The 12,272-nt window shown below is 68.5% G+C and carries 10 protein-coding genes; 7 read left to right on the forward strand and 3 right to left on the reverse strand.

The features are described 5' to 3' along the window. The first annotated feature begins 146 nt into the window (after positions 1 to 146). The 4 genes from VKT83_16120 (at position 147) to VKT83_16135 (ending at position 3,929) form a co-directional block, all read left to right on the forward strand. The gene (locus VKT83_16120; GenBank protein HLY23993.1) at positions 147 to 2,447 is read left to right on the forward strand and encodes a LuxR C-terminal-related transcriptional regulator; all 2,301 of its coding nucleotides are present in this window, start codon (positions 147 to 149) and stop codon (positions 2,445 to 2,447) included. Positions 2,448 to 2,571: 124 nt separating this feature from the next. Then, positions 2,572 to 2,847, forward strand: coding sequence for a DUF4242 domain-containing protein (locus VKT83_16125; GenBank protein ID HLY23994.1), 276 nt, complete (start codon positions 2,572 to 2,574; stop codon positions 2,845 to 2,847). Between the two features lie 61 nt (positions 2,848 to 2,908). Next, complete coding sequence (locus VKT83_16130; GenBank protein HLY23995.1) at positions 2,909 to 3,493, forward strand: hypothetical protein; 585 nt, start codon at positions 2,909 to 2,911, stop codon at positions 3,491 to 3,493. A gap of 94 nt (positions 3,494 to 3,587) precedes the next feature. Further along, complete coding sequence (locus VKT83_16135; protein ID HLY23996.1) at positions 3,588 to 3,929, forward strand: cupredoxin domain-containing protein; 342 nt, start codon at positions 3,588 to 3,590, stop codon at positions 3,927 to 3,929. A gap of 46 nt (positions 3,930 to 3,975) precedes the next feature. On the opposite strand, the gene VKT83_16140 is transcribed toward VKT83_16135, so the two are convergent. Then, positions 3,976 to 6,483 (reverse strand): PBP1A family penicillin-binding protein, encoded by a 2,508-nt coding sequence (locus VKT83_16140; GenBank protein HLY23997.1) that lies wholly within the window; start codon positions 6,481 to 6,483, stop codon positions 3,976 to 3,978. 230 nt (positions 6,484 to 6,713) lie between these two features. Here VKT83_16140 and fdhD point away from each other — a divergent pair, with 230 nt between their 5' ends. Further along, positions 6,714 to 7,667, forward strand: coding sequence for a formate dehydrogenase accessory sulfurtransferase FdhD (fdhD, locus tag VKT83_16145; protein HLY23998.1), 954 nt, complete (start codon positions 6,714 to 6,716; stop codon positions 7,665 to 7,667). A 12-nt stretch (positions 7,668 to 7,679) separates the two neighbouring features. Here the strand turns inward: fdhD and VKT83_16150 are convergent, their stop codons facing one another. Next, entirely contained in the window at positions 7,680 to 8,678 is a 999-nt protein-coding gene (locus tag VKT83_16150; protein HLY23999.1) for an inorganic phosphate transporter, read from the reverse strand. 317 nt (positions 8,679 to 8,995) lie between these two features. Between VKT83_16150 and VKT83_16155 the strand changes: the two genes are divergently transcribed. Then, positions 8,996 to 10,618 (forward strand): HD domain-containing phosphohydrolase, encoded by a 1,623-nt coding sequence (locus tag VKT83_16155; protein HLY24000.1) that lies wholly within the window; start codon positions 8,996 to 8,998, stop codon positions 10,616 to 10,618. Between the two features lie 6 nt (positions 10,619 to 10,624). Here VKT83_16155 and VKT83_16160 read toward each other — a convergent pair whose 3' ends face one another. Next, on the reverse strand, positions 10,625 to 10,903 hold the full coding sequence (locus VKT83_16160; GenBank protein ID HLY24001.1) for a hypothetical protein: 279 nt from the start codon (positions 10,901 to 10,903) through the stop codon (positions 10,625 to 10,627). A gap of 184 nt (positions 10,904 to 11,087) precedes the next feature. Between VKT83_16160 and VKT83_16165 the strand changes: the two genes are divergently transcribed. Further along, the gene (locus VKT83_16165; protein ID HLY24002.1) at positions 11,088 to 12,245 is read left to right on the forward strand and encodes a helix-turn-helix domain-containing protein; all 1,158 of its coding nucleotides are present in this window, start codon (positions 11,088 to 11,090) and stop codon (positions 12,243 to 12,245) included. Positions 12,246 to 12,272: the final 27 nt, after the last annotated feature.

The raw sequence follows: 12,272 nt of genomic DNA on the forward strand, positions 1-12,272 counted from the left end.
AACGACCCGCCCGGGCATCACGCCCGGGCCTGCTCCTACTACTATACTGGGGCGGCCCCGGACCGGCAAGCGGGTCGGCGCGCAGGACACGCCGTGACCCAACGACGAACGTGGGCGCATGCGTCCGCAGACCGCGGCCCCACGACATGCCGCGCCATAACCTCCCCGCGCAGCTAACCAGTTTCATCGGCCGGGAGCGCGAGATCGCGGAGGTCCGGCGATTTCTTTCGACGACCCGTCTGCTGACGCTCACCGGCGCGGGGGGCGCCGGCAAATCCCGCCTGGCGTTCCAAGTCGCGGCGGAGGCGCTCGACGACTTCGCCGACGGCGTGTGGACCGCGGAACTGGCGCCGATCGCCGACCCCACTCTCGTCGCCCAGGCCGTCGCGTCCGCGCTCGACGTGCCGGAGCAACCGGGGCGACCGTTGACCGACACGCTCGCGGATTACCTGCGGTCGAGATCCCTGCTGCTCGTCCTGGACAACTGCGAACATCTGCGGACGGCGTGCGCGGCGCTCGCGACGGCGCTGCTGCAGGGGTCGCCGGGTCTACGTATCCTCGCGACGAGCCGGGTGCCGCTCACCGTGCCCGGCGAGGTGCTCTGGCGGGTGCCGTCGCTCTCCGTGCCGGAGGCACGTCCGCGGTCGCCCGACGAGATTCGTCACTACGAAGCGGTGCGGCTCTTCGTGGAGCGCGCACGCGCCGTGCAGCCCGCGTTTGCCCTCACCTCGGATAACGCCCGCGCGGTCGCGGACGTGTGCCGCGAGCTCGACGGCATCCCGCTCGCGATCGAACTCGCCGCGGCGCGAACGCGGGTGCTGGCGGTCGGGCAGATCGCGGAGCGCCTGCACGACCGGTTTCGGCTGCTCACCGGCGGGAGCCCGTCCGCCCTGCCCCGCCACCAAACGCTGCAGGCGACGATGGACTGGAGCTACGGCCTCCTCGCGGCGCACGAACGGACTCTGCTGGGGCGGCTGTCGGTGTTTGCCGGGGGATGGTCGCTGGAGGCGGCGGAGGCAGTGTGCGCGGACGGCGGGCTCGAGCGGACCGAGGTCCTCGACGTACTGGCGCACCTGGTCGACAACTCGCTCGTCTTGGCGGATATGCCGCGCGACGAGACGCGGTACCGCCTCCTGGAAACAGTGCGACAGTACGCTCAGGCCCGGCTCGAGGACTCGGACGAGGCCGTAAGGGTCCGGCGGCGGCACCGCGACTGGTACCTCGGCCTGGCGGAACGAGCGGACGCGAGCGTGCGCGGTCCGGACGAAGAGACCTGGCTCGCGTTGGTGGAGACGGAACACGATAACCTTCGCGCGGCGATCGAGTGGACGAAGGCGCAGCGGGACGCGGAGGCGGAACTCCGGCTGGCCAGAGCGTTGGAATGGTTCTGGTATTTGCTCGGGCACTGGACGGAAGGCCGCGCACGGCTCGAAGAGGCGATCGAGAGAGGCGCGGCCGCGCCGCCCTCATACATGCCGAAGATTCTGGTAGGGGTAGTGCGTCTCGCGTACCGCATGGACGATCTCAGACGGGCCGAAGCGCTGTGCACACAAGGCTTGACACTGACGCGGCAACTCGACGACAAGTCCGGCACCGCGCAGTTTCTATTGTGGTCGGGGATTATCGCGGTCGCGGAAAATCGGCCCGCGGACGCTGTGCCGCGGGTGGAGGAAGCGCTGGCTGTGTGCCGGGCGATCGGAGACCGGTGGTGGGAACTGGAAGCGCTGGCGATGCTCGGCACCGTGGCGACGATGCGTGGCGACTATCCACGCGCCGGAGCGTGCCTCACGGAATGTCTCACCCTCAGCCGGGAAACCGGCAACGCCAACAACACGTCCTACGCCCTTCGCGGCCTGGGTGTCCTCGCGGTGCGGCGAGGCGACGCAGCGGGCGCGCTTGTGCACTATACGGAATGTCTGGACCTGTGCCGGCGGGTCAGGACGCCGGGCATCATCGCCGAGTGCTTCGAAGGCCTGGCCCGAACCGCGGCACTCCGCCGTGAGCACGAACGGGCCGCGGTACTGTTCGGCGCCGCCGACGCGTTGTTCCAGAGTCTCGGAGGCCGCCTGCCGTTGTGGGCCGACGAGTCCGAACACGACCGGCACGTGGCCGCGGCCCGGAGCAAAATGGGCCCGGCGGCGTTTGCCGCAGCAGACGGTCGAGGCCGGGCCATGACCGTCGACCAAGCACTCGAGTACGCGCTACCGCCGGCGCCGCCGGGGCGGACCCCCCGCGATGCCGAGGCGGAGACGCTGACGGCCCGGGAACGAGAAGTCGCATCCCTCGTCGCGCAGGGACTGACGAACCGCCAAGTAGCCGCCAGGCTCGTCGTTACCGAGCGCACCGCCGAAACCCACGTGCAGAATATCCTCAACAAGCTCGGCTTCACCTCCCGCGCACAGATTGCCGCCTGGGCGGTCGCGCAGGGGCTGCTCCCCACCGCCTGATCGGTACGGAGCGGCGTTCGCTCGCCAAAGATACGTACCGGATACGGGCTTTCCTCGATGATGGCCGCGCCGTCCCTTCCTATAGTGGGACACAAGCTCACAGACGACGAGGAGGGATGCGGCGATGCCGAGGTTTGTCGTCGAACGCGAGATCGCGGGGGCCGGCGATCTCTCGGCCCAGGATCTGCGGGCAATCTCGCAGCGGTCGTGCAGCGTGCTCAACGAAATGGGGCCCCAGATTCAGTGGGTGCAGAGCTATGTCACCGGCGACAAGATCTACTGCGTGTACCTCGCGCCGAACGAGGCGATGGTCCGCGAGCACGCCCGGAAAGGCGGGTTCCCGGCCAACCGCGTGGCGGAGGTGCGGACTGTTATCGATCCGACGACCGCAGAAGCGTAGGCGGGCCGGACCCGATCGACGGCGGCGCGCCGGCGGCTCTAATCGAAGAGAGGAGCGACTGATGCGAACGCAAGCGCTGAGAATGCTCGTGCTGAGCGTGGCGGTCGTTCTGGTGTGGAGCGCCGGCCTACCGGCGTTCACCGCCGAGCCCAAGCTCAACCAAGACGTGATCAGGAAACTTTCGGCCGCCCGGCTGGCGACCGCCAAGTACTCGACCGATCTCGCCCAGGCGAAGGCCGACGGCTACACGATCATCACACCGATGATTCCGAATATGGGCTACCACTTTCTGAACCCCAAGATCGCCGGGTTTGACGTCACGAAGCCCCCGATCCTCGTCTATGTGCGCAGGGGCGACGCCTGGCAACTCGTCGCGATCGAGTGGGTCTTCCCCAAGAAGCCGGCCGTACCGCCGCTCCAAGGCGCCACGTACGGTTCCTTCGGCGCCGCGTGCCACTACGCCGACGGGTCCTTCCTGCCCTCGTTTTCCGAGGCGATGTGCGCGAAGAAGCACCCGCAAACCGGTGCGGCCTTCGGCTTCTGGCACCCGCCGCTGGTGACGTTCCACGTCTGGCTCTGGTACCCGAATCCGAATGGGGTGTTCGGCGAGTACAATCCGCTGCTCACCCCGTTCAACAATGACTGACGCGAGGCGGGGAGGGCGCCGACGCCCTCCCTTCTCTCCCGCACGGCGCATTGCTTGGCCGCTTGTCCTCGGCGCCCTGCTGCTGCCCGTCCCGGTGGGCGGGGCGCAGCCGGCCGTCGTCAGCGTCACGATGCGGGAGTTCATGTTCCAACCGACCACCATCCGGCTCGCCGCGGGCCAACCCGTGCGGCTCGTCCTCCTGAACCGGGGGCAGCTCGCCCACCAGTTCGAGACAGCCTACCTTCACGCGGTCCCCGTGCGGGTCGCGGGCGACGTGCTGTCCGTCGAGGCCGCCGGGCTCGACGTCACGCGCCTCAACCCGGACGGAACAGCGCGGCTGGAATTCATCCCCCAGCACCGGGGCCGCTACGTGTTTGCCTGCACGATCGAGGGACACCGGGAGGCCGGGATGACCGGCGCGCTGGACGTGCGATGACCGGGGCGGCGCAGGGACGATCGGTTCGCGAGGGTGGCCGCGGGCCTTACTTGATGTGCACGGACACCGTGGCGGTGCCGGATGTCGCGACGCCGTCCGGACCGGCCGTCGCGGCCGCGGTGATCACGAGCGTTCCGCCGGACGGACGCAGCCACGGGTTGACCTGATAGGAGAACGTGCCCGACTGATCGGTCCGGATGTAGACGTCCGCGGCCTGCACCTTGAGCGCGCCGCTCTCGCTCGTCACCGTGATGTGCACGAGCGTCCCCGGCGGCGAGGCGCCGGTAATCGTCAGCGGCAGCTCGACGTCGCTGCCGTGACGCGGCGCCGTAATCACCACCGGCAGCGTGGCATGGTCGCGGCCGGCGGACGGGATCGTTTGGGGAGGGCCGCCCGGCGCTCCGGTCACGACCGCGGGAACGGCGGGCACAGGCGCCGGTGCCCCCGCCGACGCAGGCGAGCCTGAAGGCCCGGGCGGCACGGGCGAACCTGAAGGCCCGGGCGGCGCCGCCGGTTGGTCCGGCGACGGCGTCACCGGCGCGGCGCCGCCTTCGGGCTGCGTACCGCGGATGAACACCTCCGGACGATTGGTGCAGCCCGCGGCCGATGTGTCCGTGGCGCAGACCGTCGCCTGCACGACGCCGTCGGGCGACGTCCAGTCGTCCTTGCCGATCAGCGGCAGGATCTGCTTCATGAACGCCGCCCACGTCCGCGCGGGGAGACTGCCGCCCGTGACCTTGTTCATCGGCGAATCGTCGTCGTTGCCCACCCAGACCCCGGCGACGATCGAGGGCGTAAACCCGATGAACCAGGCGTTGCGGTAATCGTCCGCGGTGCCGGTCTTGCCGGCCTCGGGAATGCCGATCTGGGCCGCGGTGCCGGTGCCGCGCTGGACCACGCCCTTCAGCAAGTCGGTCATTACGTAGGCGACCTCGGGGCTCAGCACGACGTGCCGGTCGGCGACGTGCTCCTCGAGCACCTTCCCGTGGTAGTCCGTCACGCGCGTGACGGCGACCGGCGCCGCGCGCACGCCGCCGTTCGCGAACACGCCGTAGGCCGAGGCCAGCTCGAGCAGCGTCACGTCCGAGGAGCCGAGCGTCAGAGAGAGGTTTGCCTGCAGCGGACTGTCGATGCCCATCCGATGCGCCAGGTCGACGATCGCGCGCGGGCCCACTTCCTCCTCGAGCCGGATCGACGCGACGTTGATCGAGTTCTCGAGCGCGTAGCGCGCCGTGATGGAGCCGTGCCACTTCTTGTCGTAGTTTTCCGGCTTCCAGACGCTGCCGTCCGGCATCGGAAACTCGATCGGCGCATCGAGCAGCATCCGCGTCGGCGGAATGCCGCGCATCACGGCGACGGTGTAGGTGAACGGCTTGAACGCCGACCCCGGCTGCCGGTGCGCCTGCCACGCGCGGTTGAACTGACTGGTTCGGAAGTCATATCCGCCGATCATCGCCCGCACGTACCCGGTCCGCGGGTCGATCGCGACCATCGCGCCCTGCTGCGCCTGGAGATGATCGCGCTTCGCCTCGTCGATCGCGCGGCGGACCGCCTGCTCCGCGGCCGCCTGCATATGGAGATCGAGCGTGGTATAAACGCGCAGCCCGCCCTTGTAGAGCATCTCCTCGCCGTAGCGCTGGAGGAGACCCGGCAGAATGTAGCTCACGAAGTACGGCGCGCGAATGCCGACAAGCCCGGCGTTGGATTTCGCGGCGAGGTGCAGCGCGGCGTGCTCCGCCGCGCGCATCTGCGTCGGGGTGATGTCCCCCTGCTCCGTCATCCTCACCAATACCTCGCCCATCCGGGTGCGGGCGCGGTCGAGGTGCTCGTAGGGCGAATAGTAGGACGGGGCGCGGATGAGGCCCGCCAGCATCGCGCTTTCCGGCAGCGAGAGCGCGTCGGCGGGCTTCCCGAAGTACACCTCCGCGGCCGTCTCGACGCCGTAGGCGCCCTGGCCGAAGTACACCTGGTTGAGGTAGCGCTCCAGGATCTCGTCCTTGGTGAGCCGCCGCTCGATCTGCACGGCGAGCAGGATCTCCGCGATCTTGCGGGTGAGCGACTTCTCGCTCGTGAGGAACATGTTGCGGGCCAGCTGCTGCGTGATCGTGCTGCCGCCCTCGGCGTACCCGCGGTCGTGAAGGTTGCGTAGACCCGCCCGGACCACGCCGCGCAGCGAGAAGCCGCGGTGCCGGTAGAAGTCCGCGTCTTCCGTGTCGATGACGGCGCGCTGGAAGTTGTTCGCGACGTGTGACAGCGGGATGCTGTCGCGGTTCTCGCGGTACAGGCTGGCGATGATCTGCCCGTCCGACGAGTAGATCCGGGTGGCTTCGCTCGGCAGATCGTAGAGGGCGTCGACCGACGGAAGGTGCGTGCTGATCGCGGCCGCCGCGCCGAAAAGCAGCCCGGCGCCGACGAGGACGACGGCGGTGCCGGCAAGAGCCAGGGTGAGCGCGGCCTGACGGACGATCCGCCACTGCCGCGGCGTCAGGCGCCACCCCCGCGCGTGCGCGGCGGTGGATCGCCGGACCGAATTCGGCCCTCGCGGTCTCCCCATCAGCGGCCTCTCTTTGCGTCGATGCTGTCGGCTGCGATTGGTACAACGGTGGCCCGGAAGGCGATCCCTCCCGGGCCGAGCCAGACGCCGCTCGTCATCCGACCTTCAATGAATATACCCCACTATACCTTCTCGGGGACGACCGGGCAACTGCCCGCCGCCGCCCGCGATTGTGAACGTCCGGCCGGCGCGTTGACGCTCCGGGGGGCCGATGCTACGATGAGCGCGCGATGACGTCCTCTGCCGACGGAACGCCCGAGGCCGCCCCCCCAGCCGGCGGACCGGCCGCCGGCGACCACGAAATCAAGGCCGCCCGGACCAGCACGACCCGCCGCCGGGTGATCCAGGCCCGCGAGGACTCCGCGCAGACCCGCACCGACGTGCTGGCGGTGGAAGAGCCCCTCGAGATCCGTCTCTATCCCCCGGACGGCGGACCCTTCACCCGGATCTCGGTTACGATGCGTACGCCGGGGCACGACTTCGAGCTCGCCGCCGGATTCCTGTACACGGAGGGCGTGCTGCGGACGCCCGACGACGTCCGCACCATCAGCTACTGCACCGATCCATCCCTCGACGGAAGCCAGCAGTACAACATCGTCAACGTGGCGCTGCGCCCGGACGCGGCGTACGATCCCGAGCGGCTCCGCCGCAACTTCTACACCACGTCGAGTTGCGGCGTCTGCGGCAAGGCCTCGATCGAGGCGATTCACGTGCGCGGCATCGGCGCCGTGACCGGCGACGGCCTCACGATCGACGACGAGATCCTGGCCCGGCTCGGAGACGCCCTGCGGGAGGCGCAGACGCTGTTCGCCAAGACGGGCGGCCTCCACGCGGCGGGCTTGTTCGACCGGAACGGCCGCCTGCTCGTCCTGCGGGAGGACGTCGGCCGGCACAACGCGGTGGACAAGGTGGTGGGGCATGCGTTCCTGGCACGGCGGCTGCCGCTCCGGGCGCACATCGTCATGGTGAGCGGCCGGGCCAGTTTCGAGATCGTCCAGAAGGCCGCGGCCGCCGGGGTTCCCATCGTCGCGGCCGTCTCCGCGCCCTCGAGTCTCGCCTGCGATACGGCCGACGCGTTCGGGATGACGCTGCTCGGCTTCGTCCGCGGTCCGCGGTTCACCGTGTACACCGGCGCGCAGCGCGTCCGCCTCCGCGGACGCGCCTCCGCCGCCGACACGGAATAGCGTTCGGCCGTCTCACAACCCGAGCATCGCCGCCAGCCGCATCAAGCCCCACCCGAGCCCGAAGCACGCGGGCAGCGTCAGCACCCATGCGGTCACGATGTTTCTGGCCACGCTCCACCGCACCCAGCGCATGCCTTTGGACGCCCCGACGCCCAGGATCGCCCCGTTGATCGCGTGCGTCGTGCTGATCGGGATGCCGAGCCGCGTGGCGATTTCGATCGTGGTCGCCGCCGCCGTCTCGGCGGCGAACCCGTCGATGGGATGCAGCTTGGTGAGCCGGAATCCCATCGTCTTGACGATGCGCCAGCCGCCGGCCGCCGTGCCCGCGCCCATGGCGCACGCGCAGACCACCATCACCCACACCGGAACGTAGAACGCGGGGCCGAGCGCGCCGTACGCGAAGAGCGCGAGCGCCATGATCCCCATCGTCTTCTGCCCGTCGTTGCCGCCGTGGCTGAACGCCATGTACATCGACGACAAGAGCTGCAGCCGGCCGAATACCCGCGTGACGCGCGCCGGCGGGTTGCGATAGAACAGCCAGTACAATCCGACGATGATGGCGCCGGCGGCGAGCAGCGCGATGAGGGGCGAGTAGCCGATCCCGATGCCCACCTTCACGACGCCGGACACCAGGACCGCTTTGAAGCCGCCGGTGGCCACGCCGGCGCCGAGGACGCCGAACAGCAGCGCGTGGCTCGAGCTCGTCGGCATGCCGAGGTACCAGGTGAAGAAGTCCCAGCCGATGCCGGCGACCAACCCGGCCGCGATCGTGGTCTGGGTGACGACGTGCGGGTCGACGAGGCCCTTGCCGACGGTCGTCGCCACGGCCGTGCCGGTCACGGCGCCGGCGAAATTGAGGACACCCGCCATGACGACCGCCTGGGCGGGCCGCAGAACCCGCGTGGCCACCGCGGTCGCAATCGCGTTCGCGGCGTCGTGGAAGCCGTTCACGAACTCGAAGACGAGACCGAGCGCGAGCACCGACGCCAGCAGCACGAAATGTGTGTTCACGTCGCGTACCGGTTGCATCCGGTCGCGCGCGATCCCTCCGCGCCCGGGACCGCCTTCGCCGGCGGGGCGGCCGGTCCGGGGATACGGGACCTCCCGGCGCAAAAAAGGAGTATACAGTTAATGGTTCAATATTCCGTAACCACGCGTCCGGCCACCGCGGCCGTCGCGGGAGCGCAATGGAATCGGAACGCCACACGGGAACATCGACGCATTCCGGGCGCGGGGGGCGGCCTCACGGCGGCGGCCCTGCCGCCGGCCGCCATGAGACACAAGCCGGCGAGTCCGACGCCGGCGATCCGCGCCTGCGCGCGGACCTGATGAAACGCCTCGTCGGACTCAGCGAGGCGCTCAATCGTCCCTCGTCGGTCGCGGGCGTCGCGTCGGCCATCGGCCGGGCGGCCGCCGACCTCAGCGGCGCGGACCGTGTGGCAGTCCTGCTGCGTTCGGCGAGCGGGGTCATCAGCTGTCCGTGGTCGCACGGCGTGTCGACGGCGTACGTCGCCGAGATCACGACCCCCGAGGGCGCCGCCCCGTGGTCCCATCTCGCCCGGCACGACGAGCTCGCGTGCATGGATCTGCCGAAGCAACGGCGGACGTCCGCGCCCGAGCCGGTGCTCGTTGAAGACGTCCGCGCGCTCCCGCCGGGCAACGAGACCCGGCGCCGGGCCGAGCGCGAGAATTTCCGCGCCTTCGCCTCGTGGCCCCTGATTCACGAGGGGCGCGCGACCGCGGCGGTGGCCTGCTATTACGGCGCCCCCCGCACGTGGTCGGCGCCGGAGCGCGAGGCCATGCAGGCGTTCGCCTGGCAGGCCGCGGCCGCGCTCGAGAACGGCCGCTCCTACGAGGCGCAGGGCCGCCGCACCGCCGAACTGGAGGCGCTCTACGAATTGAGCAAGCGGCTGCGCAACGCGCGCACGCCGGAGGAGATGTACCCCATCCTCGTCGAGCACATCGTGCGCCTCATCCGCGCGGATCACGGCGCGCTCGCGCTGCTCGGCGCCGACGGCACCACGTTGACGACCGTCCACGCCTCGGGGCTCGCGGCCGGGCACATCGGGACGACTGCACCGGTCTCGCCGCCGCTCCGCCGCATGTTCGAGGCCGACACCGCGCACGTCACGGCCGACCTCTCGGGTGACGACGCCGTCGCGTTCGGCGCGGCGCGGGACGCCCATGCCGTGCTCGGCCCATTCGCGGTCGCCGCGCTCCGGGCGGACCAGCACGTGATCGGCGCGATCACAGTCGGACGCGCCCGCCGCGGGCAGAAGGAACCGTTCCTCGAAACCGACGTGCGCCTGCTGAAGAGCATCGCCGAAACCGGCGGCGCGGCGATACACCGCACCCGCCTCTATCAGACCCTCCAGGACTCCTATATCGAGATGGTGGTCACGCTGGGGCGCGCGCTGGACGCCCGGGATTCGTACACCGGCGGCCACAGCGAACGCCTTGCCGAATGGTCGGAGGCGACCGCCCGCCTCCTCGGCTGTCGCGACGAAGAGACCATGGACATCCGGTGGGGCGCCCTGCTCCACGACATCGGCAAAATCGCGGTGCCGGATGCGATCTTACGGAAACCGGCGAAGCTCACGGAGGAAGAGTGGCAGATCATGCGCCAGCATCCGATCACCGGCGAAGAGATCCTGCGTCCGGTCGACCGCATGCGCGGCGTGGCGCGCATCCTGCGCGCCCACCACGAGCGGTGGGACGGCAAGGGCTATCCGGACGGGCTTGCGGGTGAGCGCATTCCGCTCGGGGCGCGGATCCTGGCGGTCGTCGACGCCTACAGCGCGATCACGGACGAACGCCCCTACAAGGCGGCCCGCTCGCACGACGAGGCGGTCGTCGAGCTTCGGAAATCGGCCGGGACGCAGTTCGACCCGAAAGTGGTCGAAGCGTTCTGCAAGATGCTGGAGCGGCGCACCGACCGCGCGGCCACATAGGACAACTCAGCCTTGCTTTTCCACCTTCCGCGTCGTGTGATCGAGGCATGTGCTGATGTCCGCTTGGTCGATGGTCTCGCCGGGCTTTGCGGTGAGCGTGACAATTACCTGATCCGCGCTCGGCGCAACCTGCATCGTCTGAACTTTCGCGTACTGGGGCGTGGGGCAGGAGCAGCGGCCTTCGGCGCATTCATTGAGTCCGTTCATCAGGTCGGCTTGCTTCGTTCCGACGGCCTTGACCGTGATCTTGATGTTCGATCCGTCGCCCTCTACCGAGTACTTCATGGCACGGCCTCCTGTCACGTCGGCGGCCGCATGTGACGTGGGGCGGCGTCGGCGCGGCAATGGTCCTTCTTCAGAAGAGTTCGGTGAGCGACCTGAGAGATAGGTAACACTTTGTACCGGACACATGGGTAACACTCCTTCCCTGAAAGGGGGAGGGATGATGCCCTGGAGGGAGTGTTCGGTGATGGATGAAAGGATGCGGTTTATTGCTCGTCGGCTGGCAGGCGAGCCCATGGCGGAATTGTGTCGCGAGTTTGGGATCTCGCGCAAGACCGGCTACAAACTCGTCGATCGGTATCAGGAATGCGGCATTCATGGACTCACCGACCGCAGCCGTCGTCCGTTTCGCTATGCCAACCGACTACCCTTTCAAGTCGAAAACTACATCCTCAATGTGAAGCGTGAGCACTCCAGTTGGGGCGCGCGCAAAATTCGCGAGCGCTTGAGGCGCCGGTTTTCCGGGATTCCCCTCCCCGCCAAGAGCACGATCCATGCCGTGCTGGATCGCCACGGCCTGGTGCAGCGCCGCGGGCGGATCCGGCGTCGCGCTCAGGGCACCTCCTTGTCGCTCGGACACCGTCCCAATGAATTGTGGTGCACCGATTACAAAGGCGAGTTCCTGCTCGGCAATCGCCAGTACTGTTATCCGCTGACCGTGACCGACCACGCCAGCCGGTTTCTCCTGGCCTGCGAAGCGCTCTCGTCCACCCAAGAAACCTATGCGTTTACGGCCTTTGAGCGGCTGTTTCAAGAGCACGGCCTCCCGGCCAACATCCGCAGCGATAATGGCGTCCCGTTCTCATCTGCGCACGCGCTCTTCAACTTGAGCCGGCTGGCGGTCTGGTGGCTACGTCTCGGCATTGGCATCGAGCGCATCCAACCCGGCCATCCCCAACAGAACGGCCGGCATGAACGCTTGCACCTCACGTTGAAGAAAGAAGCCACCAAGCCCGCCGCCCCCAACTTCCTGCAGCAGCAGGCGCGCTTTGACACGTTTGTCGACATCTTCAACAACGAGCGCCCGCACGAAGCGCTGAACATGCAATGTCCGGCCGAAGTCTATCAGCCCTCCCCTCGCCCCTACACGGGCTTGCCGGATCTCGATTATCCGCTGCATGACAAAACGATCGTGGTGACCCGGTGCGGTCGCATCTGTCTGGGTGCGATCAAGATCAATCTCAGCCAGGTCTTTGCGGGACAAGCCGTCGGCATTAAAGAAGTGCACGACGATATCTGGCTGGTCAGCTTTATGGACTATGACTTGGGCTACTTTGATCTCGAGACGCGCGTGCTCGAACCGCTCGACAATCCGTTTGGGCCGAAAGTGTTACCTATGTCTTAGGTACGAAGTGTTACCCATGTCTCCGGG

The sequence above is a fragment of the bacterium genome (assembly GCA_035308905.1).
In the GTDB taxonomy this organism is placed as follows: Bacteria; Sysuimicrobiota; Sysuimicrobiia; order Sysuimicrobiales; family Segetimicrobiaceae; genus DASSJF01.